This window comes from Enterococcus sp. DIV0970a, assembly GCF_051711265.1.
Lineage (GTDB): Bacteria > Bacillota > Bacilli > Lactobacillales > Enterococcaceae > Enterococcus_D > Enterococcus_D casseliflavus.
Window position 1 is genome coordinate 390,470 of the sequence record NZ_JBIOMF010000001.1, and the last position, 24,172, is coordinate 414,641.

At 43.6% G+C, this 24,172-nt stretch carries 22 protein-coding genes; 14 read left to right on the forward strand and 8 right to left on the reverse strand.

The window, feature by feature from the left end; genetic code table 11:
• Window positions 1-107 precede the first annotated feature (107 nt).
• From IGK14_RS01875 to IGK14_RS01895, 5 genes are read left to right on the forward strand one after another with little or no spacing between them, the layout of a single operon-like run.
• Window positions 108-569 (forward strand): PTS sugar transporter subunit IIA, encoded by a 462-nt coding sequence (locus IGK14_RS01875; protein ID WP_005227244.1) that lies wholly within the window; start codon window positions 108-110, stop codon window positions 567-569.
• 20 nt (window positions 570-589) lie between these two features.
• A complete protein-coding gene (locus IGK14_RS01880) occupies window positions 590-889 on the forward strand; it encodes a PTS sugar transporter subunit IIB (protein ID WP_005227245.1) in 300 nt (99 codons plus the stop codon).
• 36 nt (window positions 890-925) lie between these two features.
• Window positions 926-2,317: a PTS galactitol transporter subunit IIC gene (locus tag IGK14_RS01885; protein ID WP_010748700.1), complete on the forward strand. Its 1,392-nt coding sequence runs from the start codon at window positions 926-928 to the stop codon at window positions 2,315-2,317.
• Window positions 2,318-2,345: 28 nt separating this feature from the next.
• Window positions 2,346-2,597: a hypothetical protein gene (locus IGK14_RS01890; RefSeq protein ID WP_008376154.1), complete on the forward strand. Its 252-nt coding sequence runs from the start codon at window positions 2,346-2,348 to the stop codon at window positions 2,595-2,597.
• Window positions 2,598-2,614: 17 nt separating this feature from the next.
• Window positions 2,615-3,367, forward strand: coding sequence for a class II aldolase/adducin family protein (locus IGK14_RS01895; protein ID WP_010748701.1), 753 nt, complete (start codon window positions 2,615-2,617; stop codon window positions 3,365-3,367).
• Between the two features lie 267 nt (window positions 3,368-3,634).
• Here the strand turns inward: IGK14_RS01895 and IGK14_RS01900 are convergent, their stop codons facing one another.
• Window positions 3,635-4,822: an IS110 family transposase gene (locus IGK14_RS01900; RefSeq protein ID WP_010748508.1), complete on the reverse strand. Its 1,188-nt coding sequence runs from the start codon at window positions 4,820-4,822 to the stop codon at window positions 3,635-3,637.
• A gap of 316 nt (window positions 4,823-5,138) precedes the next feature.
• On the opposite strand from IGK14_RS01900, the gene IGK14_RS01905 reads away from it, so the two are divergent.
• Window positions 5,139-5,429, forward strand: a complete 291-nt coding sequence (locus tag IGK14_RS01905; RefSeq protein WP_010748703.1) for a hypothetical protein — start codon at window positions 5,139-5,141, stop codon at window positions 5,427-5,429.
• A gap of 57 nt (window positions 5,430-5,486) precedes the next feature.
• On the opposite strand, the gene IGK14_RS01910 is transcribed toward IGK14_RS01905, so the two are convergent.
• A complete protein-coding gene (locus IGK14_RS01910; protein ID WP_010748704.1) occupies window positions 5,487-6,347 on the reverse strand; it encodes an AAA family ATPase in 861 nt (286 codons plus the stop codon).
• 311 nt (window positions 6,348-6,658) lie between these two features.
• Here IGK14_RS01910 and IGK14_RS01915 point away from each other — a divergent pair, with 311 nt between their 5' ends.
• Together IGK14_RS01915 and IGK14_RS01920 are read left to right on the forward strand one after the other, a co-directional pair.
• The gene (locus IGK14_RS01915) at window positions 6,659-7,036 is read left to right on the forward strand and encodes a DUF1033 family protein (RefSeq protein WP_005227251.1); all 378 of its coding nucleotides are present in this window, start codon (window positions 6,659-6,661) and stop codon (window positions 7,034-7,036) included.
• The gene (locus IGK14_RS01920) at window positions 6,969-9,041 is read left to right on the forward strand and encodes a DNA topoisomerase III (protein WP_438711517.1); all 2,073 of its coding nucleotides are present in this window, start codon (window positions 6,969-6,971) and stop codon (window positions 9,039-9,041) included. Before IGK14_RS01915 ends, IGK14_RS01920 begins: the two co-directional genes overlap by 68 nt.
• A gap of 81 nt (window positions 9,042-9,122) precedes the next feature.
• Here IGK14_RS01920 and IGK14_RS01925 read toward each other — a convergent pair whose 3' ends face one another.
• From IGK14_RS01925 to IGK14_RS01935, 3 genes are read right to left on the reverse strand one after another with little or no spacing between them, the layout of a single operon-like run.
• The gene (locus IGK14_RS01925; protein WP_010748705.1) at window positions 9,123-10,676 is read right to left on the reverse strand and encodes a response regulator; all 1,554 of its coding nucleotides are present in this window, start codon (window positions 10,674-10,676) and stop codon (window positions 9,123-9,125) included.
• Complete coding sequence (locus IGK14_RS01930) at window positions 10,654-12,102, reverse strand: sensor histidine kinase (protein ID WP_010748706.1); 1,449 nt, start codon at window positions 12,100-12,102, stop codon at window positions 10,654-10,656. Before IGK14_RS01930 ends, IGK14_RS01925 begins: the two co-directional genes overlap by 23 nt.
• Window positions 12,103-12,112: 10 nt before the next feature.
• The gene (locus tag IGK14_RS01935) at window positions 12,113-13,117 is read right to left on the reverse strand and encodes an ABC transporter substrate-binding protein (protein WP_010748707.1); all 1,005 of its coding nucleotides are present in this window, start codon (window positions 13,115-13,117) and stop codon (window positions 12,113-12,115) included.
• Window positions 13,118-13,349: 232 nt separating this feature from the next.
• On the opposite strand from IGK14_RS01935, the gene chvE reads away from it, so the two are divergent.
• The 4 genes from chvE to IGK14_RS01955 all read left to right on the forward strand — a co-directional run bounded on the left by chvE (window position 13,350) and on the right by IGK14_RS01955 (window position 17,672).
• On the forward strand, window positions 13,350-14,450 hold the full coding sequence (gene chvE / locus IGK14_RS01940; protein ID WP_005231478.1) for a multiple monosaccharide ABC transporter substrate-binding protein: 1,101 nt from the start codon (window positions 13,350-13,352) through the stop codon (window positions 14,448-14,450).
• 146 nt (window positions 14,451-14,596) lie between these two features.
• Window positions 14,597-16,126, forward strand: coding sequence for a multiple monosaccharide ABC transporter ATP-binding protein (mmsA, locus tag IGK14_RS01945; RefSeq protein ID WP_005231476.1), 1,530 nt, complete (start codon window positions 14,597-14,599; stop codon window positions 16,124-16,126).
• Between the two features lies 1 nt (window position 16,127).
• Window positions 16,128-17,324, forward strand: coding sequence for a multiple monosaccharide ABC transporter permease (gene mmsB / locus IGK14_RS01950; protein WP_005227258.1), 1,197 nt, complete (start codon window positions 16,128-16,130; stop codon window positions 17,322-17,324).
• A gap of 12 nt (window positions 17,325-17,336) precedes the next feature.
• A complete protein-coding gene (locus IGK14_RS01955) occupies window positions 17,337-17,672 on the forward strand; it encodes a PTS sugar transporter subunit IIB (RefSeq protein WP_010748708.1) in 336 nt (111 codons plus the stop codon).
• A gap of 512 nt (window positions 17,673-18,184) precedes the next feature.
• Here IGK14_RS01955 and IGK14_RS01960 read toward each other — a convergent pair.
• The 3 genes from IGK14_RS01960 to IGK14_RS01970 form a co-directional block, all read right to left on the reverse strand.
• Window positions 18,185-19,294: an ABC transporter ATP-binding protein gene (locus IGK14_RS01960; protein ID WP_005227260.1), complete on the reverse strand. Its 1,110-nt coding sequence runs from the start codon at window positions 19,292-19,294 to the stop codon at window positions 18,185-18,187.
• Window positions 19,295-19,401: 107 nt separating this feature from the next.
• Window positions 19,402-20,232 carry a helix-turn-helix domain-containing protein gene (locus IGK14_RS01965; RefSeq protein WP_010748709.1) on the reverse strand — a complete coding sequence of 277 codons (831 nt, stop codon included), beginning with the start codon at window positions 20,230-20,232 and terminating at the stop codon, window positions 19,402-19,404.
• Window positions 20,233-20,437: 205 nt separating this feature from the next.
• The gene (locus tag IGK14_RS01970) at window positions 20,438-21,301 is read right to left on the reverse strand and encodes an SHOCT domain-containing protein (protein ID WP_034695318.1); all 864 of its coding nucleotides are present in this window, start codon (window positions 21,299-21,301) and stop codon (window positions 20,438-20,440) included.
• 149 nt (window positions 21,302-21,450) lie between these two features.
• On the opposite strand from IGK14_RS01970, the gene IGK14_RS01975 reads away from it, so the two are divergent.
• Both IGK14_RS01975 and IGK14_RS01980 read left to right on the forward strand, forming a co-directional pair.
• Window positions 21,451-22,557: a GntR family transcriptional regulator gene (locus IGK14_RS01975; protein ID WP_438711520.1), complete on the forward strand. Its 1,107-nt coding sequence runs from the start codon at window positions 21,451-21,453 to the stop codon at window positions 22,555-22,557.
• 4 nt (window positions 22,558-22,561) lie between these two features.
• A complete protein-coding gene (locus tag IGK14_RS01980; protein WP_194186127.1) occupies window positions 22,562-24,157 on the forward strand; it encodes a xylulokinase in 1,596 nt (531 codons plus the stop codon).
• Window positions 24,158-24,172: the final 15 nt, after the last annotated feature.

The following is a 24,172-nucleotide window of genomic DNA, read 5'->3' on the forward strand; positions in this document are numbered from 1 at the left end:
GAAAGCGTTGACAAGAAAAATTAACTATTGTATATTTACATTGTAAAACACATTGTAACAAAGTTTAACAATATTTATCATTAAAGTTGAACAAGGAGGAAGAATAGGTGGGCTATACGAGCATGTTTGATGAAAGGCTGATTTTTCTCGACGTGGAAGGAGAGGATTTGAAAGAACTATTTGAAGAGATAGCCAAACGATTACAGGAACAAGGTTTTGTGAATGAACAGTATGTAGAAGGATTACTAGCAAGAGAACAAGCCTTTCCAACTGGGCTGATTACACAGTATTTGAATATTGGCTTGCCTCATTCAGAACCAGCGTATGTCGAAAAGCCTTTTATAGCGATCGTGCGTCTGAAAAACGAGGTGAAGATGAAGCAAATGGGTGACAGTCAAGAAATGCAGGTCAAGAATCTCTTTTTTCTAGGGATCAAAGAACCAAAAGAGCAAGTCGGCTTACTGCAATCGTTAATGGCATTATTTATGGATGAAGGATTTGTAAAGGCATTCATTGGGACACAAGAAGTACAGGCAATTTATCAATTAGTTACACAGTATACAAAATAAAATTTTTGGAGGGATTCAAGATGAAAAGAAGATTGATCGTAGCATGTGGAAGTGGCGTTGCAACAAGTCAAACGATCGCAAGTAAAATTGCTGGGATGCTTGAAGATGACGGGATCGATTTCCCCGTTGAAGCAGTTGATTACAAGTCGATCCAAAACGAATTGCCGTCGACAGGAATTTATGTGTATGTTGCACAGCCAGATGATGAAGTATTGGAAAAAGCGGCTGAGCTAGGTGTACACGTTTTTGCTGGAATTCCGTTTCTTACAGGTATGGGTATGGATACGATTTATGAAGAAATCAAAGAATTGATTGGCTAGCACAAAACATCCTATCAAAAGAAAGAAGTGAAAAAAATGCAAGTATTTCAAGACATTATCAATTATATTTTAGGTTTAGGTTCCGCTATTTTTGTGCCGCTAATCATTTTAATCCTAGGCTTGGTTGCAGGGATGAAATTCAAAAAAGCCTTTATGTCTGCGATCACGTTAGGTATTGCTTTTACTGGGATGTCGATGGTCATCGGCTTTATGTCAAATGCAGTTAGTCCAGCTTCCGAAGCATTGGCGAAAAATACTGGCTTGAACTTGCCTGCGCTAGATTTAGGTTGGACAGGAGCAGCAAGTATCACCTGGTCATGGTCTTATGCATTTGTTTTCTTTGCCGTCGTTCTTGGTGTGAATTTTGTCATGTTGATTTTGAACTGGACCAAGACGTTGAATGTTGATATGTGGAATGTATGGGGCAAAGCGCTGACTGCCTATCTAGTCTACTTTATCAGTGGGAGTTTACTTGCTGGGTTTATCACCGCCGTCGTACAGGTTATCTTGGAACTTAAGATGGGGGATATGTTCCAACGCCACATTGAGGACTTGACTGGTATTCCTTTAGTAACAGTGACCCACTTGATGAATATTTCAGCAGTACTTTTACTACCAATCAATGTGATTATGGATAAAATTCCTTTCTTTAATCGACGTGCCGATACCAAAGCCTTAAAAAAGAAAATCGGCATCTTCTCTGAAAATTCGGTGATGGGCTTTCTCATAGGCTTAGGCTTGGGGTTAGCCGCAGCCTATGGCGTGTCAGGTTCATTGAATTTAGCTATTCAAATCGCGACGGCAATGGCTTTGTTCCCAATGATCTCAAAAATGTTTATGCAGTCCCTTTCACCACTTGCTGATGCAATGTCGGAAATGATGAAAAAACGCTTTAAAGATCGGGAAGTTTACATTGGGTTAGATTGGCCTGTATTAGCTGGTCGCTCTGAGATTTGGGTCACTGCTATCTTGTTGGTACCTGTATTTATTGGCTATGCCATCATCTTGCCAGGAAATGCTGTGTTGCCTTTAGCAGGAATCATTAACTATTCGATCGCAGTAGGTGGATTATTGCTTACCGGCGGAAACTTGGTTCGTATGCTGATCATGGGGGTTATTTCGATGCCAATCTATCTATATGCAGCTACGTATTTGACGCCGATCTTAACGGGCTTAGCAGATCGAACCGGCGCAGTAGAAGGAATACAAAAAGGGCAGCAAATCACTTGGTCTTCGATCGAAGGACCAGAATTTCGAATTTTATTTGCAGAAGCGTTTAAAGGAAATATCTTGGGTATCGTCGGTTCCGTTGTGTTTATCGCAATGTTTGTCTGGTTGTATAAATATATGAGTAAGGTAAAGGTACCAAGTCAAAGATATGAAGAACAAGGGACCCAATCGACGCAAGTGCGTGCGACGAATGGCTAATATTTTCAAAAAGGAAAGGGCGACAGGAATGGGAAAGAGCGAAAAAATAAAATGGCAATTGCTTCTTTTTCTAGCAATTGGCTGCTATCTCTTAGCTTTGGTGACACAACAGTACCTATTTAATGTCGTAGCGATTGGTCTAGCAGTCTGTGTGTATAAATATGGCAGTCCAGTACTTTTTAAAGAATATGATGAACGGAAAAAGAAAAAAGAGGAAGAAGCAGCAAAAGTAAGAGAAGCTGTTCAAACAATCTTACGCAACAAAACGTTTGAAAAATAAAAAAGGTGGTCTTGAATATGTCAGATGGACGGATGATTTTTGAAAGAGAACGGGAAGATTTAGCACGAATCGTAAAATTGATTTTTACCAGGAAGAATACAAATGTTGCAGGCGGTAATTTTTCTTTTAAAACAACCGATGAAACTGGAAAAGAATACATTATTATGACACCAACTATGATGTCAGAAGCCTATTTAGGAGAAGTCTCACCAGCCCAGATTTTAGTCGTTGAGCCTCATACGAGAAAGGTGATTGATGGGGTAGGACAGCTGACACGAGAAATCAACTTACACGAAGCGGTTTATGATACGAATCCAGCGATAAAAGCAGTCTTACATGCCCATTCTCCTCACTCAATGTTTTGGGCAACCGCCGGATTGGATATGCCTAACTTAACGGAAGCGACCCAAAAAATTGGCTATATTCCTGTACTAGACTTTGAACCTAATTGCTCACCAGAATTAGCAGAATTAGTTTCTGATTATATGAAAAAAGAACAACTTGCCTTACCGAATATGTTACTCCTCAACAGTCATGGGGTACTGATCAGTGCGCCAGGAGCATCTGGCATCGAAGCAATCCATAAAGCTTTGCAAATACTAGATACCACGGAATGGAATGCGGAAATTGCCTATAAGCAAACGATTTTCCAATCTTTAGGCTTGTTAGATGGTTTTTACTCCAAAGGGAGACAAGTAGGAACCCTTGAAGACTTGAAAAAACATACACCGATTTATAATAAAGAAGAAATTTTTGCTGGTGGTGATTAGCCAGCAAGTAATCATCTTTTTCGATTGATAAAAATCCAAGAACATTCGTTTACGAGTTCTTGGATTTTATTTTTTTAGTCAAATTATGCTATAATTTAGGTAGAAAATGAATTTTTTTGATGCATTGGCATTTTTAAAAGAAAGACTAACTATATAGAGTCAAGTGAAAATTAGCTAAATCAAAAAAATATTTTATAACAGTTAAGTCCAAAAAATGAGTACAACAAATAGACCTTTCACTATTAGATTTTTTTGATTGTTCAATAGCTAATCGGAAACAATCTTATAAGGTTCATTTTTAGTTAAAATAGCATGAATCACATAACAAAGCTTACGAGAAACAGCACCTAAGGCCGTCAGATGATGCTTTCCCTCAGAAATTTTTTTCTGATAAAACGCGCGAAAAACAGGATCACATTGAGAAGCAACTAGAGCAGCTGAAAACAAGGCTTTTCGTAAGTATGGAGATCCACGCTTGCTCATAACATTATGTGTTGCTTCGTATTGCCCAGATTGGGACACAGACGCGTCTATGCCAGCATAAGCAACCAGTTTTTTCGGATTAGAAAATTTGCGAATGTCTCCAATTTCACCAAGAATTGTCGCGCCATTTATAGGGCCGATTCCAGGGATTGTGAGAATAACAGAGTCTAAATTACTCATTATGCGCTTAATTTCTTTTTCAGTTTCTTTTACTTGGCTTTCGATGAATTTCAATTGTTCAATCATGGAGCGTAATTGAAATGTAAAAGCTTCTTGAGCAAATTTCACTCCAAAGGAGTTAGAAGCTGCTTGCTTCAATTGATCTGCTTTCTCTGGCTTTATTCGGTTCCTGCTTAACTCAGCTAAGTATTGAGCCAACGTTTCTGCCGAAATTTCTTCTAGCTCTATAGGAGAACTAAACTCAAGCAATAACTCTTTAGACGCTTTTCCGAAAATACCTTGTTTAGAAAAAATTGATGCATATTCAGGAAACACTTGATCTAGTACAGCTATGATTTTTCGTTTGAAGTCGCTTGCGGTACCTACTAAATAGGTTCGGTAACGTGAAAGTTGTTTTAACGAAAAAACATTTTCATCAGACAATACTGTTTCTACAAAGGAACCATAACGCATCAAGTCAGCAATCAAAACAGAATCAATAATATCATTTTTTCGTTTTCTGATTTCTGTTCCTTTGCGCCAGCCATCGGTTTGAAGAGGATTCACAACGTGAATCAAAAAGTCTGATTCGTGGAGGTATGAAAAGATGGAGAGCCAATAATGACCCGTAGCTTCCATTCCGACAATAAAGTCAGCGGGAGTCTCTGAATATTTTGAAAGCCGCTCAATCAGGGAATCAGCTCCTTCAGTAGTGTTAGGGAAAGAAAAACCTTTTAGGATCACTTTACCTTCTTCACTCATTAAAGAAGCCACGTGAGTTCGCTTGCCGATATCAATTCCTAAGAAGTACATACATTTGACCTTTCTAAAAAAATATTTTGGATTGAAACCCGCTCAACTGAAAAGCGTCACTACCTTGTACGAGATACGGAGTAAAGCAAAAACTTTCAACATCTAACTCATACGTAATCCACTTATCAGAGAGAGGTGCCAGTCTTTCGATTACGAGCTTCAAAACTCAAGGAGGCAACGGCATAGCCTCTCAATCCAATAAATATATTATCTCAAAATGAATGAGTTAATACCAAATTAAAATAACGATGGTTCATAGGGTTATCCAATCAAAACCGGAAGGTTAAAACCCTAACTCTAATATACAAGGAGGAGCATGAATCGTACCAAAGCCAATCTCATGAAATCGGGGTTTGTCGTTAGTGTCGTAGGGGTGGTGATGCTTCATCAGGCTCAGGTCGTTTCAAGCCAAATCAACCATCTTGCCTTAGCCGTACTATTGGGTTTAGCCGGGTATTTGCTTGTTTTTAAAAAGTTCTACTTTTTGTCCTCTCAAATTGCGGGGCATTCCGATCAGTATAATCAAGCAGAAGTCAAGTGGGGCAAGATTGCGGGAGTTATCGCCTTCTTTATTGCTCTGATCAATTTGATTTTGGTCTTTGTGTGAGTGTGGCGGAAAAAAAGCCGCCAAAAGAAATCTTTGACGGAAACTGGGTTGCTTGGCTCATGATCGATCATCAAATTCGGCTTGGTGTGCTTGAAAAAAGCGGTAATACTGCTGGACACTAGCTAACTGGGTCCACTTCCGAACATCGACGGGCGTTTGATCCAAATCATAGATTTTGGCTTCCTTTAAAGACAAAACGAAAGGACTATGGGTAGCAATAATGAACTGACACTGTTCATAGCGAACAAAATCTTCCAGTAACTGCACCAGTTCCAGCTGACGCTCAGCAGAAAGAGAATTTTCTGGTTCATCTAATAAGTAAAGGCTGTTGGGACGAATCTTTTCTTGAAAGAAGCGAAAGGCACTTTCACCATTGGAATATTCTCGGACATTGTCGATCAAGTGCTTACGGGTGAATTTGGACTGTGTGTTAGATTGTGCAAGATTGATTTTCTTCAATTCATGGTAATCGTCAAAACCCGTGAAACGAAAGTCTGCATACTTTGCTTGGTAGTATTCTTGGAATACTTCTTCTCGGCGATGATCGATCCCTTGATTCAAGTTTCGAATAGCCAGCATGTAATCAAAGACATCATCGCTGGTCAAAAGTACTTTTTCTTGCGGTTCGTCGATGCTGCCAGTAGTACAGTAGGCTAAGTAGTCCTCGAAAAAATTCGAGCGATTATACGCAGCAAAGCGCTGCGCGTGGATCTTTTCGGCAATCACGTTCAATGCGGTGGTTTTGCCAGAACCATTGCCGCCATATAAGATCGTGACCGGTTCAAAATCGATCTGCTGAAAAAGGCGGGCACTGAGAATCTGAAAAGGGTAGTAAGAATCATAAACGGTTCGTTTGATGGAAAGGAAAAAATCAAACTCGGTCTCTTGATCGGGAAAAGTGATTTGTTCGAGATACATGGGGCACCTCCTGGCAATTTCGTGGTTGTCATTATTGTAGCATATCCATCGCAGACAAATTTTTTTTACGAGGTTAAAATAAATCTTGTTTGATATTTTTTTAATCTTTTGATGTTATATTCACAATAGGAAACATCTATGCTAGACTATAGGGGCATAGAAATGATGTAATCTTAAACAACCGATAAATCGTACAAAAAAACGAGGGTTTAATGAATTTTTAAAGCAATGTTTAAATGCTGAAACTTATTCCTTGCAAGTTTAAGTAAAAGTGACTAATATGAGGAAGGAATCGTGAAAGGAGCAATGGAATGTATCAAGTAGTAGTCATGTATGGGGACAATGAACCGTGGTGGTTTTTTGAGGGATGGCAGTCAGATATTCAAGAGGCGTTCACATTTGCAACTTTCAGCGAGGCGCAGTCATTTTATGAACAAAAATGGCAAGAAATCAGAGAAGAGTATTCGTACATAAATGCAAAATCAAACTTTATGACGGCTTTTTGGAATGAAGAAGACGAACGCTGGTGCGAAGAATGCGACGATTACCTCCAACAATATATTGGACTGGCATTGCTTAAAGAATATCAGCAAGTCGTCGATGAAAGCAGGAAAGATTTTTATGAAACAACTAATTCTAGCGGAAAAGCCAAGCGTTGCCAAAGACCTCAGCAAAGTTTTGGGCTGTGAGCAAAAACATAAAAATTATTACGAAGGACCCAAGGCGATCGTTACTTGGGCCCTTGGTCATTTATTGGGCTTGAAAATGCCTGAAGATTTAAACAAAGAGTGGGCATCATGGCAGATGGAAACGTTACCGATGATTCCTAAGTCCATCGGGATCAAACCGTTACCAAAAACCGGTCATCAACTAAAAGCCATCAAACAACTGGCTCAAAGAAAAGATGTCGGGGAAGTCGTGATCGCTACCGATGCGGGAAGAGAAGGGGAGCTAGTCGCTCGCTGGATTTTGGAGTGGGTTCGTTTTGACAAACCAGTCAAACGTTTGTGGATTTCTTCGCAAACCCCTAAAGCCATCAAAGAAGGCTTTGCAAAATTGCAGTCAGCCAAGCACTACGACAATCTTTACTACTCCGCCCTTGCGCGGGCAAAAGCCGACTGGCTGGTAGGATTGAATGTCACGCGGGCATTGACGGTCAAATATCAAGACAATCTTAGTGCGGGTCGGGTCCAAACCCCTACCTTAGCTTTGGTGCGCAGTCAGGAAATGCAGATCGAGAGTTTCCGTCCGCAAACCTATCATGTGATTACCCTAAACGTAGGCGATGCCAAGGCCCACCTGCAGCAAAAAAATCCCTATCAACTAAAAGAACGCAGCGACGCCGAAGCATTGGTCAAGCAAATGAGTCAACAAAATGGTCGCGTGACAGCGATCGAAGAGAAGGTCAAAACAGAAAGCGCGCCATTGCCTTATGATTTGACCGAGATCCAACGAGAAGCCAATCAGCGTTATGGGTTTTCAGCCAAGAAGACCTTGTCGCTTGTTCAAAGCTTGTATGAAACCCATAAAATCGTCACTTACCCAAGGACGGATTCCAAGTATTTGACCAATGATATGAAGGCAACCATGAAGGAACGCCTGCAGGCAGTTGCGGATTTTGCCCCAGAAGTCAAAGGATACTTGAAAAATGGCGGACAAGTGGTGCAGCAAGCTGTCTTCAATGATAAAAAAGTCACCGATCACCATGCCTTATTGCCAACGGAACAGCGGGCGCGTTATGAAAAATTAACTACCGATGAACAACGGATCTATCAAATGATCGTTAGTCGTTTCTTAATGCTCTTTGCGAAACCCCATAAAAAGCAGCAGCAGAAAGTGACCGTGACCTTTGGTTCAGAAACCTTTGTATTCAACCGCAATACCGTGTTAGAAGCGGGATGGAAAACGACTTCTGAAGAAGAAACCAGTGACATAGCTTGGCAAAAAGGCAGTACCGTCAAGCCTGAGTTCACCATCCAAAAAGAGTTGACCACACCACCGAAACCGTTGAATGAAGGAACTCTTTTAGGTAAAATGGAAAAACATAGTCTCGGTACGCCGGCAACCCGTGCGGAGATCATTGAAAAGCTGATCAAATCTGAGCTGATGGAGCGGACCCCAAGCGGCTTACAAGTATCGCCAAAAGGCAAGCAGCTGTTAGTCTTAGTCAATCCATCCTTGGTGACACCAGAATTGACGGAAAAATGGGAGAAGGAACTGGAAGCCATTGCGAAAGGCACCTATTCTGCCCAAACCTTCCTTGCACAAATCGAAGCAGACACAAAACAACTGGTCAAAGAAATCAAGCAAAGCGAAAGCAAGTACCAAGATTTCTCATTGACCCAAAAACGTTGTCCCGAATGCGGTGAACCCTTGCGGGAGAAAAATACCCGTGATGGCAAGATCTATGTTTGCTCCAGTGGCACCTGCAAGTACCGTCGTCGGAAAGACCCGAAAGTTTCAAACCGACGCTGCCCGCAATGCCACCGAAAGATGGAGATCATTGAAGGCAAAAACGGCGCCTATTTCCGCTGTAAATTCGATGGGACCACCGAAAAAATGGCGGATAAAAAGGAACGCAGCAAAAAGCTGTCGAAACACGAAGAACGCCGCTTGATGAACAAAATCAATCAAGAAGAACCGCAAGAAAGCCCATTAGCAGCTGCTTTAAAAGCTGCTATGGAGAAGAAATAACTGCATGAGGTAGAAAATGAAAAAGAGTGAGGACGATTTTGCTGTCCCTCACTCTTTTTTTGCATCCATTCATTCACTCATCTAGGCATTTTTTTGACGGTATTCTTTCGGTGAGATTTTTTCTTTCTTCTTGAACAAAAAGGAAAAATAATTTGGGTCATTGTAGCCAACATCAAAGGCGATCTCAGATAGCCGTAGATTGGTCGTTAACAGCAGTTCCTTAGCTAAGGTCAACCGTTGCTCGGTCAAGTATTCGATAAACGTAGAATCAGTGGCTTGCGAGAAGATGGTGCTGAAATGTGCTGGACTCAAATGAACTTTTTCAGCAACTACATTTAAGGAAATATTGGGATCAGAAAAGTGCTCACTAATAAAGGCTTTGGCTTGATTGATGACGCTTTGATATTTCGCCATTGCAGGATTGATGGGTTGTTTGGTTAATAATGGCAACAGTTCTGCCAGAGTCGTTTGATAGTTCTCTGGCTCATGGGTCAATGCCGCTAGATAGTCTAAGTCATGGGCGTGTTGAACGATCTGGGGCAACGAATGACTGTCTCTTTTCTTCAACAATGCCAGCAGTTCGACTAAGACGAACAAACGGTACATTTGCGTTCGCTCAACGGTTCCTTGAGGCGCCATCAATTCAGCGATCAGCTCAGGGATCGTCTGTTTCCCAGCATTTGCCAGCCGTGAAGCAAGGTCGGTTTTGAAAGGATTGGTGGGGGATAGTTCCCCTTCGCGAATGTCGTCTTCATAGCTGATGATTTTTTCCTTGCGGATGCTACCATAGGTTTTTAGCATGTCACGAGCTTTCTGATAAGAAAGAGAGATACCCGAGAAGCGATCTGCTACCGGTCCGATCGCCACTGCTACTTCTTCCCCAGAACCATGAACGAGGCTTTGAGCGATCTGATAGGCTTTTTCTAAAACTTGTTCTCGGTCATGGTCAAAAAGCAAAAACTTGATGAAGCGGCTGGACACACTGGAGAACAAGACGGCATCATCTTGTTCATAGGCTTTGGTCAGCTGCTGGCTAAAGCGAGTGTAGTCAGAAAAGCTTTGATTGAAGGGGGTTTTTGCTAATAGCACACAAAACTGTTTGCCTGAAAAGCGCCGGCCCAGTTCTTCTGCTTGCAAAAAGGCTTCTGAGATCGTGATCTTTTGTTTAAAGAGGTGATTCAGAAAGTGATTCTTTTTGATTTCCATTTCGAATAAATCGTCTTCTTTGGATAATTGCTGATGAGTGGCTTGTTGTTCATCTAAGTGTTGAACGACGGTTTTGATGGCTTGTTCTAATTCTTCGTTTTTGATGGGCTTGAGCAAGTAATCGTCTGCTTGCAGCTGCAGTGCCGTTTTTGCATAGTCAAAATCATCAAAGCCGCTAACGAAAATAATGCGAACTTGCGGCAATAATTTCTTGGCTTCTTTCGCAAAGACCAAGCCGTCCATAAACGGCATTTTGATATCACTGATAATAATATCAGGACGCAGATCAAGGATCGAAGCCAGCGCCAATTCGCCATCTGCGGCTTCATCGCTATAAACGATCGGGTATTGTTTGGCAAGAGTCATGATTTGGTGGCGCAAACTATCGCGAATCAGATGTTCATCTTCAACTATGAACACTTTGTACATGGTTGGGTTCCTCCCTTTTTGGTACTGTGACGTTAATCGTGGTGCCTTCTTGGTATTGACTGTGGATCGTCAGTTGCGCTTCGCTGCCGTAGTTCAGCTGGAGACGGCGATAGACGTTATATAGGCCATAGCCGCTCTCAGAGGCGGGATCAGTGGTTTCTTTAAGGTTACGACGAATCTCCTGCAAACGCTCAGGGTCGATCCCAACGCCGTTGTCACTGATGGTCATTTGAATCTGGTGAGGCAATTCTGACACTGTGATTCGAATCATGCCGACACGACGGACAAACTTGGTGCCATGATATACGGCGTTTTCAACAAGGGGCTGCAGGACCATTTTCAAAACCTGTAGTTCTGGACTGACGGTTTGATCTTCAATGGTGTAAGACAGCATCCTGCCATAGCGGATCTGCAAAATCTTCAAGTAATCGTCCACATGCCGCAATTCTTTTTCCAGCGGAATCCAGTCTTGCCCTTTGCTTAAGGAGATGCGGAAAAAATCTGACAGCGCATAAGTCATTTCGGTTGCTTGCTCGTAACGGGCAGCTTCGATCAAAGAAACGATCGCATCTAAACTATTATAGATGAAATGTGGAGTGATCTGGGCTTGTAAGACCCGCACCTCACTTTGGGCTAAGTGATACTGCTTCAAGGCATTTTCTTCCAAGAGCCGAGTCAAGTCATCTGCCATTCGATTCAAGCTACTCGTCAGAGTCCGCAGCTCTGGGGTTTCGGGCAGTTCTGCTCGGTAGCTCAAATGTCCTTGGGATAGTTCATTGGAAAGGTCTAACAACCGATCCAGCGGGTATTGCAGATTATCTCGAACAAAGCGGCGGTTTTTATTGATGATCGCAAAGATGATCAAAAGTAACACGACTTGAAAAAGGATCAGCAGCAACACGGATTGGACCAGTTCGTGATTGGTTTGGCTGGCTAAGCTGATCTCTACTCCGACAAACTGCTGCAAAATATCGGATAGCAAATCGATCACCGAATCCACTTGGATCATGACGTATTGGTTTTGTTCCACCGGTTCATCGTTGAGAATATTATCGATCAACTGTTGCTGATAGGTTTCTAAAGAATCGAGCGTCCGAAAGGCGACTGCTAAAATATTGAGTTCTTTGGCAGTGCTGGTATTTTCTTGAATGTGCTGCAGATCGCTCCTTAGTTCATCGATCACATTGGTTTCTTGAACTTGTGCGACGGTTTTTTGACCAAAGACTAAATCCCACATTTCTTCCAAGACAATGGCATCGACTTTTTCCGATAATTGATTGGCTTCTTCAATATTGTTGATGGTGTTTTGGTAAATAAAAATCTGCCGCGAGTAAAAGACACTGCTTACTACGAGGGGGATAAAGGCGACGAGGATCATCAGTTTGTTGGTCTGCTGGAAGATGCCCTTGATACTTTTTGTTTTCATCTTCATCTCCTCAATAATTTCTCGGTGGAATCTGATCAAAGTCCATATCACTGGAAAAAACTGTTTCATGGACATAGATTTCACGAGGAATGGCATCGGCGCCGCGAGCCAAGTAGCGCGAGATGGCATTTTTGACGAACACACCAGCATCTGGGTTGCATTCAACGACACAATTGACGATCCCTTGCTTCAATTTGTCGATCATTTCTTTTTGGGCATCGATCGATACGATCACCAAATCCTTCCCTGGCTCAATATCGGTTTTTTCGAGGGCTTCAAGAGCGCCAAGAGTCATCTCGTCATTGTGACTGAACAAGGCATCGATCTGCTCCATTTTGCCTTCTGCGATGTATTGTTCAATGACTTCTTTGCCTTTGCGGCGAATGAAGTCACCATTTAGCTCATCTTTGACTTGGATCGTTACATTGTTGTGGGCATAATCACGCTTGATGGTTTCTCGGAACCCTTCTGAGCGCAAATACGTCGGAGAAGTAGCATCCAGTCCCGTCAATTCTAAAACATTGATCGTTTCATTTTGATGTTCTTTATAATAATTGCTGACGTAGAGACCTGCACGATTGCCCTCGGCTTTGAAGCTTGGCCCGATATGAGTCAGAAACAAGGAGGGATCGCTGACGTTGACATGACGGTCCACCACGAAAACGGGAATCCCCGCTTGCGCAGCTTCTTCCAAAATCGGTTCCCAATTGTTTTCCTGAATCGGGGTAAAGACGATGGCATCGACTTGATACACGATAAAACTGCGGATATCTTGAATCTGACGTTCTTGATTCATATAGCCGTTACGATAGAGCACTTCATAGCCTTCCTTCTCTAATTCAGTGCGAATCGATTCGGTGTGGCGCTTGCGCCAGCTGCTTTCTGTTCCCGATTGAGAAAAACCGATCACGATACTTTCTTCCGATGTTTCAGCGGTCGTTTCTTTGACTGCTTGGCAACCAGCCAAGAAAGACAAACACAAACAAAGGAGTAACCCAATTTTTATATTCCTCATTTTTTTCACCTCTATGGTCTATTCTACTAAAAAATACGGAAGCGCTTTACACAAAATATCAAATCAAATAAAAACCAAGGGAATCTTAAAAAATCCAAGATTACGAAAAGAAATGGGGGCAACTGAGTCGTTTTTTCTCAAGAAATCCAAGAAACCTCGAAAAAATCTAAATGTAAGCGATTCCTTAACTGGCTATACTGAGAATGTAAGAAAAAGACATGGAGGGATCACAATGAAAGGTACTTTTGGTAAATTGGTCGTCCTAGCATCCACCTTATTGGTTGGCGGATTGTTAGCAGCTTGTGGGAATGGATCAGACAGCGGGGCAAACGGTGACGGAGACAAAGGATTTGTTGGGATCGCGATGCCGACCAAATCGGCAGAACGGTGGATCGCAGATGGCGACAACATGGTAGAAGAATTAGAGAAGCTCGGCTATAAAACTGACCTGCAATATGGAGAAGACAAAGTAGAAAACCAAGTGGCACAAATTGAGAATATGATCACCAAAGGCGTTGATACTTTAGTGATCGCCTCGATCGATGGTTCGGCACTGACAGACGTGTTGGAAAAAGCCCATAACGAAGATATCACAGTCATCGCCTATGACCGTTTACTGATGAACTCGGAATACGTCGATTATTATGCCACCTTTGATAATTTTGGAGTCGGCGTGCTGCAAGCGTCTTATATTGAAGACAAATTGGGTCTCAAAGACGGTGAAGGACCATTTAACATTGAATTATTCGGCGGCTCTCCAGATGATAACAATGCACTGATCAATTATAATGGGGTCCTTTCGGTCTTCCAACAATACTTTGACAGCGGACAGCTAGTCGTTCCTTCTGGTCAAACCAACTTCAACCAAATCGCTACTTTGCGTTGGGATGGTTCAACTGCGCAAGCTCGGATGGACAACTTGTTGAGTGCCAACTATACGGATCAAACATTGGATGCCGTTCTTTCACCTTATGATCCAATCAGCCTAGGAATCATTTCATCGCTTAAAGGCGTTGGCTATGGTTCTTCCGATAAACCACTACCTGTGATTACCGGTCAAGATGCGACGGTGGCAGGGGTGAAATCGATCATCGCGGGCGAACAGACCCAAACGATTTTCAAAGATACACGGGTGTTGGCGAAAAACACGATCGAAATGATCGAAGCCATCACCAATGGCGAGGAAGTGCCAGTCAACGATACGGAAACCTATGACAATGGCGTCAAAGTCGTACCAACCTACTTGTCAAATCCCGTTTCTGTGGATAGCGACAACTACAAAGAAGAACTGATCGATACCGATTACTATACAGAAGAAGAGCTAGGCATTTAAGCAAGAAGCGCTGATCCAGCGAGAAAAGATACTAGTTTCCCCGAAAGCAGTAGGGAAGAACGAATCATCCCCAATATTCGTTCTTTCCGCTTTTCTTACAAAGGCAGCGCACCACTTTTACATAAAAAGGAAAAGGGTGAAAGAACATGGCAGATAATATTTTGATGATGAAAGGCATCGTCAAAGAGTTTTCAGGGGTTCGCGCCCTTGATAACGTCAACCTCTCGATCGAGCGAGGAGAGATCCACGCACTGTGTGGAGAAAATGGCGCTGGCAAGTCCACGCTGATGAATGTCTTAAGCGGACTCTATCCTTACGGCAGCTATGACGGAGAGATCTATTATGAAGGGGAGTTATGCAAGTTCAAAGATTTGCGAGACAGTGAGGACAAAGGAATCGTTATTATTCATCAAGAGTTAGCATTAAGTCCTTACCTGTCGATCAAAGAAAATATCTTTCTAGGAAACGAACAAGCCAAACACGGCATCATTGATTGGGATCTGACCGAAAAGAAAACAGACAACCTCTTAAAGATTGTTGGCTTGAAATTAGACCCGAATACGCTGGTTTCACAAATCGGTGTCGGGCATCAACAGCTGGTGGAAATTGCCAAAGCATTTTCAAAATCCGTCCGATTGTTGATTTTAGATGAGCCAACCGCGGCGTTGAATGAAGAAGAAAGTGCCAATCTGTTAGAGCTGATCAAAGAGTTCCGCAACCAAGGGATCACCTCGATCATCATCTCCCACAAGTTGAATGAAATCGTCAATGTGGCGGATCGCATCACGATTTTACGTGACGGGCAAACGATCGAGACGCTGAGTGGTGCCGAAATCTCTGAAGAGCGCATCATTCGCGGCATGGTTGGCCGAGATTTGACCAATCGCTACCCAGAGCGGAACCCCACTATTGGTGAACCGTTTTTTGAAGTCAAAAATTGGACGGTCCATCATCCAATCGACCATACCCGTGTGGTGAATGAGAATTTGAACTTGATGATCCGCAAAGGAGAGATCATCGGCATCGCCGGTTTGATGGGTGCGGGACGGACAGAGTTTGCCATGAGTGTCTTCGGTCATTCCTACGGCAGTTCGATTTCGGGGGAAGTCTATAAAGACGGCCAACCGATTTCTGTCAAAGACGTGCCAACCGCCATCAAAAATGGGTTAGCCTATGTGTCGGAAGATCGAAAAGCGCTGGGTTTGAATCTGCTGATGGATATTCGCGAGAATACCACCATTGCTAGTCTTGCCAAAATCAGCCGCCAAGGGGTCATCGATAAAGAAAAAGAAGTCACGATGGCTGAAGAATTCCGCAAAAAAATGCGGACGAAAACCAATTCGATCTATCAAAACGTCGGCAGCTTGAGCGGCGGGAATCAGCAAAAAGTCGTTTTGGCAAAATGGCTGATGACCACACCAGACATCTTATTTTTAGATGAACCGACCCGTGGGATCGATGTCGGGGCGAAATACGAAATCTATACGATCATCGAAGAGATGGCAGCAGCTGGCAAAGCCATTTGCATCATCTCCTCGGAGCTGCCAGAACTATTAGGCATGTGTGACCGAATCTATACGATGAACGAAGGCCGCTTCACTGGCGAGGTCCTGCGGGAAGAGGCGGACCAAGAACGATTGATGAATCTAATGACATTAGAAGAGAGTGGGGTTTGAGATGGAAACAACCAATAAATTAAAAAAAGAACGCAGCCATTCGCTGAAAGAAAAGGCACTGGAAATCTTTAGCAAATACAGTATGATCATTATCTTAGCAGTGCTGCTGGTGGCCTTTCAGCTCATGACCGACGGGATTTTCTGGCGGCCGCTGAATATCACCAACCTCGTGTTGCAAAACAGTCATATTCTCGTTTTGGCAGCTGGTATGCTCTTGGTCGTCTTGTTAGGACACGTTGATTTATCCGTAGGGTCCGTGATGGCGTTTGTCGGTGCGATTGCAGGCGTCTTAATGGTCAATAACGGCATCAGTCCTTGGCTGGCAGTGCCTCTTTGCTTACTGATGGGCGCAGTGATCGGTGCCTGGCAAGGCTTCTGGGTCGCGTATGTCGGTATCCCAGCATTTATCGTGACCTTGTCTGGTTTACTGATGTTTCGAGGACTGACCCAAGTCGTCTTAGGTGGTCAATCATTGGCGCCGTTTCCCAAGGCATTCCAACAAATTTCTACTGGGTATTTGCCAGATATTGCAGGCGGTCAGATCCATTTACTTTCCATGATTTTAGGTGTAGTGATCACGGGCATCCTGATTTTAGGCCAATGGCGGACCCGTGAGCGTCGCAAAAAAAATCTTTTTGAAGTGGAATCAATGGCAGCATTTGCCTTTAAAGCCGTCTTTACTGCGGTCGTATTTCTCGGCGCTACCTATATCTTTGCCTCTTATCAAGGGTATCCGATCATTTTGATCGTCTTAGGGGTGATCGTGGCTGCTTATGGCTTTTTGACTAACAAAACCGTTGCTGGTCGTCAAATCTATGCAACCGGCGGCAACAAAAAAGCAGCCGAACTTTCTGGGATCAAGACGAAGAAAATCACCTTCTGGGTCTTCGTGAACATGGGGATGATGGCAGCTTTGGCGGGCTTGGTTTTAGCCGCTCGGTTGAACGCAGCCACCCCGCAAGCAGGAACGTCAATGGAATTAGATGCAATGGCCGCAGTGTATTTCGGCGGTGCTTCCACCTCAGGCGGTATTGGTACTGTGATGGGCGCGATCGTTGGTGGGCTCGTGATGGGTGTCTTAAACAATGGGATGTCGATCTTAGGAGTCGGTGTCGATTGGCAGCAAGCCATCAAAGGATTGATTTTGCTGCTGGCCGTCGTGTTGGATATCTACAATAAGAAAAAGAAAATATCGTAGGAGGGCCTGTTTATGGAGGAACAAGCACAAAAGACGATTTTATTGATTTGTACCGCAGGTATCACTACGGGTCTCTTAGTGAAAAATATGCAGCGAGCTGCAGATGAAAAAGGATTAGCCGTGCATATCTATTCGGCACCAGCCATCATTGCTGAACAGATCCTGCAGCAGCAGACTGTCGATGCCTTGCTGATCGGTCCGCAGTCGAAGTACGAAGTCAATCGATTGAAAGACTTTCTCATGGTCAAAGCGGTGCCTTATAAATTGATCAAAGAAACAGATTACGAGTTGTTAGATGGCGAAGCTGTCCTTGCAGACAGCCTGACCCTCTTGCAAAACGATCGCTAACCAGCAGCTTGGCAAAAAGCTAGGTGGTCAGCAGTTGAATAGGCTCCCCAGAGTAGTGCTTGTCATCCCCTACAAGCACTACTCTTTTTGTGGTGCTTTTTTGCCTACACTAGCCAAGAAAGCCCCTCTTAAGCAGCAATGCGTGGCAAGCCCGTTGGTTCGTTTTCTCGTGTTTAGGACATCGCATCATAGACAAACAAAAGAGAAGTTGAGGGGGAAGAGGACGAAGCTGACACCACGCGTATGTTGTCTAAAGGCAAGTGATGGGCGAGTGTTTCACGTACTTAAAGCATCGAGGCTGTGGGCGGTAGAAGGGGGGAAATGAGCTGCTTACACCGCTTCTGGTTTCTCGTTCGTAACTAAGCGTTTCGTAGGAAACACAACGAAACCCAAAAACAGACAGTCTGCTGACTGTCTGTTTTTAGGGGATACAAATAAGGAATAAAAGTGGATATTAGTTAAATGCGACTGCCTAGGGGGCAAATCCGAGAACAGTGCATGGTAACTACAAATTAAGGAAGTGTGATGACATTTTCTGAATCTTTGTCGAAGAAGTGTGCTTTGTTGATGTTGAAAGCCAAATCAACTGTTTCACCTGGACGGTGGAAGTCACGAGCATCAACTTTCGAGATAAATTCAGTCGCACCTACGCGTGTATAAAGCATCGTTTCTGCACCTAATAATTCAGATACGACTACTTCGGCACGTACAGTTGCTTCAGGAGAAGCTTCCAATGCGATTTGTTCACTGTGAATATCTTCTGGACGAATACCAAAGACTAATTGTTTGCCTTCGTACCCTTTTTCCACAAGAATCTTGTTCTTGCCTTCAGGAATACGTAAGTTCAAGCTTTGTCCATCAGAGATCATACCGTTTTTCAACGTAACATTGAAGAAGTTCATTGCTGGTGAACCGATAAAGCCGGCAACGAAAATGTTTTTCGGTGTGTTGTAGACTTCTTTTGGTGAACCGATTTGTTGAATGAAGCCATCTTTCATGATAACGATCCGGTCAGCCATGGTCATCGCTTCTGTTTGGTCATGGGTTACATAGATCGTCGTTGTTTCTAAACGTTGGTGTAATTTTGCGATTTCCGCACGCATGGCAACCCGCAATTTCGCATCTAAGTTTGACAACGGCTCATCCATCAAGAAGACTTTGGCATCACGGACGATGGCACGGCCTAGGGCAACCCGTTGACGCTGACCACCTGAAAGGGCAGCTGGTTTACGATCTAAGTATTCTGTCAATCCTAAGATCTCAGCGGCATTTTCTACCCGTTTTTTAATTTCTTCTTTGTCGTATTTACGCAATTTCAAACCAAATGCCATGTTGTTGAAAACAGTCATATGGGGATACAATGCGTAGTTCTGGAAAACCATCGCGATGTCGCGGTCTTTTGGTGCCACATCGTTCATTACTTTTCCACCGATGCTCAATTCGCCTTCAGAAATATCTTCTAAACCAGCGATCATTCGAAGCGTTGTTGATTTTCCGCAACCAGAAGGTCCAACGAAAACGATGAATTCGCGATCTGCGATATCTAAATTAAAATCAGTTACCGAATACGCATCATTATTATCATATTTTTTGTGGATATTTTTTAAGGCCATTTCTACCATTGGGATTACCTCTTTCCATTTAGTTTACATGAACATCATAAATGAAAACGCTTCGAAGGTGCAACGGAAACATGCACAAGAAAAAAACGTTTTCTTGTGCATGTTGTTTAATTGCTCTGATGGGTGAACTGATCGATCAATAAATAGCAAAGCAGCAGATCATCCATATTTTTTAAATTTAAACGTGTCAGTGTTTGAAACTTATCGATCTTATATAGGAGAGAATTCCGATGCATGAACAGTTCTTTGGCTGTGGAGCTTGCATTGCCTTGATTGCGCCACAGTGATTGAATGATCGTTTCGGTCTCTTCTTCAAACCAATCTAGATATAAGGTACGAAACAAGGAAATATACTCGGAAAAGCCGTTGCGAAAAAGAGAGAAGACCACTTTGGGCAGATCCATACTTTTACTGGTGGTTTTCGTTTTTAACTCATTTTTGAACAGGGTAGACTCACTTGCCCATAAGGTAGTGAAATCGTGGCGCGGATGATGGAAGGGACCGACGAACAGCTGAGAATAGCAGTCGAAATCCATATCCAAAGCGACGAATAAGCCGTCGAGATCTTCGATGGGCAAATTGGCACCATCTTGTTTTTCTACGATCACTGCATGGTCTTCGGTGAGGAAAAAAAGATCCACCACGCTAGGGAGCATTTGCTGAATCTCTGCGAGCCATTCGGATTGCAAAGAGTCGATGGTTCGGGTGAAATGAACTTGCAGCAGGCGAATCCACTCCGGCTCTTGAACGGGCTGATGTTCAAATAAAATCGGATACCATGGATGGTTTCGGTTATCGATTTCTGGTTGCAAAGAGCCGTTTCCCAGTTGGATCAGCAATTTTTCACTGTCACTTAATTGGTCAGTTGGCAGCCAAATATATTTTTTGCCGAATGCGATGGATTCGATATCCTTCGTTGTGGCAACTTTGTCATGCAACGTTGCCTGGGGGAAACGTGCTTTGATGTCATTAAAAGAAAAAATGAGAAAGACCTCCTTTGAGATACTCTACGTATTCTTCATTTAGTATAGCATGTTCTAAAAAAACCGTTCAAAATTTTCCCAGGAAAAAAGCACAGCCCTTCACCGAAAGCTCTGCCTTCTCATGGCAGGAGGGCGGCTTTTTTCTCCGAAGTGATTGCTTCTATAATCCTAACAGTTGTTTTTTCTTGAATGCAAATTCTTCTTCAGTCAAAATTCCTTCGTCGACCAGCACTTTTAGTTCGCGTAGTTCAGCAATGAGCGCTTCCGTCGGCTTCGCAGCTGGCGGCGATGGGTTCGTTAACGGGACCGACCGCTCCCGAGGGAAGTTGGTGAGGTAGCGCTGTATGATCCGAGCAATCACCAGGTCTTTTTCGGCAAAGCAAAGAGAGTGATTCGGTTCCATTCGTCTGAAGGAATGGGTTTCTCTGATCGCTCCGCCGCCAATATACAATTCTAAAAAGCCATTGCCTTTCCAAAGACCTGATTCAGCAACTTCTTTCAGATTGACACTGGTGATTTGGGGAATCTGCAGAACCTGTTTCGCTTTCTTCTTGTAATTGATGATTGTGAGGGTATCTTCTGAAATGACCCAAGCATCACGATAATGATAGGAAAGTAATTTGATTTTTCCAGCCTCTTCATCCACGTAACTTTTGGCTGATTGCCCACCAAGTGCTGCCAAATGATCCGTTAAAAATTCATAGGCTTTTTGGGCATCGATTCGATTGGTGAAATAGAGCAATTGAGAATTACCTGGTACCTGCAGTCGGAGGTAGTCCACTAAGAGACCTTTGCCTATATGTAATTCCACATCGGCAATTTTTGCCATGGGGATCTTTTCATCTGGGATTTTCGGATGGGTGTTGTTTATCCAGACGCCTTTTTTCGTAATGAGCCAACGACAGCTGGCATCATGTCTGCGATTTTCTCGATATTTTTTTGAATACAAAATAATGGGTTCCTCGTAGGTTTCATTAGGTGTTCTCGTCAAAATACTTACCTCCTTAAACGTAATAAGCAACATTTTATTCAATTATACAACAAATATCATTTCGATTCGTTTTATTCTGATGAAAATAAGGGTAATTTATCATTTACCTTCTTTTCGTTAGGTTTTTTTAGAAAAAAAGCCATAGCAGCAATTGACACGGAAGCGGTTTCTTGGTATCTTAGATGTACGGACAACTTTTGAAAGATGGGATTAAAATGGCGAATAAGTACGAACAACTTGCGGATATCTTAAGAGAAAAGATCCGCTTAGGCACCTATCAAGAAGGCGATGCGATCCCTTCAGAAGCAACCTTACAGGAAGAATTTCATTATAGCCGTCACACGGTGCGCCAAGCGATCGCTGTTTTGGTCAATGAAGGCTATTTAAGAAAAGAACGGGGCTCAGGCACCTACGTTTCAAAACCTGAGACTGTCAATCATAAAAACCGCAAAACGATTGGGATCATCATGACCTATTTGTCTGATTATATTTTCCCTTCGATCATGCGCGGCGTGGAGCAGACATTGCGGGAGCAAGGCTATTCACTGCTTCTAGGATCAACCAACAATGACCATGAGCAAGAAAGAGCGTGCTTGCAGCAAATGATGGATCAAGGGGTAGACGGGTTGATCGTTGAGCCAACGAAGAGCAGCCAGTACAACCCAAATCTTGCTTATTATGTCGCCCTCCAAGAAGCCGGGATTCCTCTCGTCATGATCAATGCCTATTATGAAGAACTAGACTTGCCGCATATTTGTGTCAACGATACACGTTCTGGTTTTTTAGCAACCAATTATTTATTAGAACAACAGCATCAGCAGTTGATGATGATCACGAAAATCGATGACTTACAAGGGAAATATCGGATGAAAGGGTTTGTCAAAGCATTGACCCAAGCCAAGCGGACGTTTGCAGCAGAAGACGTCTTGACGTATACGACGGAGACGAAAGAAGCCGTTATTGAACAAGCGATCCAGCGCTTGACGGCTGCCGATAATCAAGTCACAGGCATCGTTTGTTACAACGATGAGATCGCGCATCGCTTGATTCAAGCATTGACGGCTGCTGGGAAGAACATTCCTACTGATTTTTCGATCGTGGGTAACGATGACTCGCTCCTTAGCACCTTGTCCACACCGACGATCACCACACTGACTCACCCGAAAGAAGCGATGGGGGAATTGGCGGCACAATGGATCACTACAGGTAAGGCAACAGAAGCGCAACGCTTTTATTTTGAACCGGAGCTGATCGTTCGCGGTTCAGTCAATAACCAAAAAGGAGAATAAGAAGATGACGCAACAAGTAAGGCAAGCAATTATTGACGGGCGCACGTCTCTTGGGATCGAGCTAGGCTCGACACGGATCAAAGCTGTCTTGATCGATGAGCAGTTTCAGACGATCGCTTCAGGTAGCTTTGAATGGGAAAATCAATTGGAGCAAGGGATTTGGACCTACTCACTAGAGGCGATTTGGCAAGGACTGCAAGCCAGCTATCAAGAGTTGGCGCACAACATCCAACAGCAATTCGAGGTACCTTTGACGACGATCGGCAGTATCGGTTTTTCTGCAATGATGCACGGCTATATGGCTTTTGATCAGCAAGGCACGCTGTTGGTACCTTTTCGGACATGGCGCAATGCGATCACGGAAGAAGCAGAAAAAGCCTTGACGGCATTGTTCCAATACAACATCCCGCAGCGTTGGAGTATCGCGCATTTGTATCAAGCGATTTTGAATCAAGAAGCCCACGTCCCAGAGGTTGCTTTTTTCACTACCTTAGCCGGCTATGTCCATTGGCAGCTTACAGGGGAAAAAGTTATCGGAATCGGCGATGCATCAGGGATGTTCCCAATCGACAGTACGACAAAAAACTATGATGCGAATATGCTGCAGCAATTTGATGCACAAATCAGCAGTCAGGGGTATCCTTGGCAGATCAAAGACCTTTTGCCGCAAGTGTTGACAGCAGGCGAACCAGCCGGCACATTGACGGCAGAAGGGGCAAAAAAACTCGACCCAACTGGTACTTTGCAAGCTGGCATCCCGTTATGTCCGCCAGAAGGCGATGCGGGCACTGGCATGGTTGCCACGAATAGTGTGGCACAGCGAAGCGGGAATGTTTCAGCCGGGACGTCTGCTTTTGCCATGATCGTCTTAGAAGAACCCTTAACTAAAGTGTATCCAGAGATCGATTTGGTCACGACGCCTTCTGGTGATTTGGTGGGGATGGTCCATACGAATAACTGTACCTCGGAGATCAATGCCTGGGTCAAACTTTTCCGCGAATTTGCCGATGCAGCTGGAATGAAACTTTCCACGGAAGAATTGTTTGCGACCTTATTCAACGAAGCATTGAAAGGGGATTCAGACTGTGGCGGGATGCTTTCTTATGGCTATTATTCTGGTGAAAATATCACTAAGATCCCTGAAGGACGGCCGCTTTTCGTCCGATCGCCAGAAAGTTCTTTTACTTTAGCAAATTTCATGCGCTTACATCTGTTTAGTGCCTTTGGTGCGATGAAGATCGGGATGAAGATTCTGGAAGCCGAAGACGTCGCTATTGATCGAATCGTTGGTCACGGTGGGATCTTCAAAACGCCAGAAGTTGCCCAACGTGTCTTGGCAGCTGTCATGGAAGCCCCAGTCACGGTCATGGAAACGGCTGGTGAAGGCGGCGCCTGGGGGATCGCCCTTTTAGCAGCGTACCTTCGCCGTCACACGCCAGAACAATCCTTGGCAGCATTCTTAACAGATCAAGTGTTTAAAAATGACCACGGCGTGACCTTAGCCCCGACAGAAGCCGACATTCAGGGGTTTACCGTCTTTACCCAACGTTACCAAGCAGGGTTGCCGATCGAGCAAGCGGCAATCGATGCGTTGATTTAAAAAGAAAGAAGGGAA

Coding starts and splice junctions, on each gene's coding strand:
- IGK14_RS01880 (WP_005227245.1), top strand. CDS start 590: ATGAAAAGAAGATTGATCGTAGCATGTGGAAGTGGCGTTGCAACAAGT.
- IGK14_RS01885 (WP_010748700.1), top strand. CDS start 926: ATGCAAGTATTTCAAGACATTATCAATTATATTTTAGGTTTAGGTTCC.
- IGK14_RS01890 (WP_008376154.1), top strand. CDS start 2,346: ATGGGAAAGAGCGAAAAAATAAAATGGCAATTGCTTCTTTTTCTAGCA.
- IGK14_RS01895 (WP_010748701.1), top strand. CDS start 2,615: ATGTCAGATGGACGGATGATTTTTGAAAGAGAACGGGAAGATTTAGCA.
- IGK14_RS01900 (WP_010748508.1), bottom strand. CDS start 4,822: ATGTACTTCTTAGGAATTGATATCGGCAAGCGAACTCACGTGGCTTCT.
- IGK14_RS01905 (WP_010748703.1), top strand. CDS start 5,139: ATGAATCGTACCAAAGCCAATCTCATGAAATCGGGGTTTGTCGTTAGT.
- IGK14_RS01910 (WP_010748704.1), bottom strand. CDS start 6,347: ATGTATCTCGAACAAATCACTTTTCCCGATCAAGAGACCGAGTTTGAT.
- IGK14_RS01915 (WP_005227251.1), top strand. CDS start 6,659: ATGTATCAAGTAGTAGTCATGTATGGGGACAATGAACCGTGGTGGTTT.
- IGK14_RS01920 (WP_438711517.1), top strand. CDS start 6,969: ATGAAACAACTAATTCTAGCGGAAAAGCCAAGCGTTGCCAAAGACCTC.
- IGK14_RS01925 (WP_010748705.1), bottom strand. CDS start 10,676: ATGTACAAAGTGTTCATAGTTGAAGATGAACATCTGATTCGCGATAGT.
- IGK14_RS01930 (WP_010748706.1), bottom strand. CDS start 12,102: ATGAAAACAAAAAGTATCAAGGGCATCTTCCAGCAGACCAACAAACTG.
- IGK14_RS01935 (WP_010748707.1), bottom strand. CDS start 13,117: ATGAGGAATATAAAAATTGGGTTACTCCTTTGTTTGTGTTTGTCTTTC.
- chvE (WP_005231478.1), top strand. CDS start 13,350: ATGAAAGGTACTTTTGGTAAATTGGTCGTCCTAGCATCCACCTTATTG.
- mmsA (WP_005231476.1), top strand. CDS start 14,597: ATGGCAGATAATATTTTGATGATGAAAGGCATCGTCAAAGAGTTTTCA.
- mmsB (WP_005227258.1), top strand. CDS start 16,128: ATGGAAACAACCAATAAATTAAAAAAAGAACGCAGCCATTCGCTGAAA.
- IGK14_RS01955 (WP_010748708.1), top strand. CDS start 17,337: ATGGAGGAACAAGCACAAAAGACGATTTTATTGATTTGTACCGCAGGT.
- IGK14_RS01960 (WP_005227260.1), bottom strand. CDS start 19,294: ATGGTAGAAATGGCCTTAAAAAATATCCACAAAAAATATGATAATAAT.
- IGK14_RS01970 (WP_034695318.1), bottom strand. CDS start 21,301: ATGTTGCTTATTACGTTTAAGGAGGTAAGTATTTTGACGAGAACACCT.
- IGK14_RS01975 (WP_438711520.1), top strand. CDS start 21,451: ATGTACGGACAACTTTTGAAAGATGGGATTAAAATGGCGAATAAGTAC.
- IGK14_RS01980 (WP_194186127.1), top strand. CDS start 22,562: ATGACGCAACAAGTAAGGCAAGCAATTATTGACGGGCGCACGTCTCTT.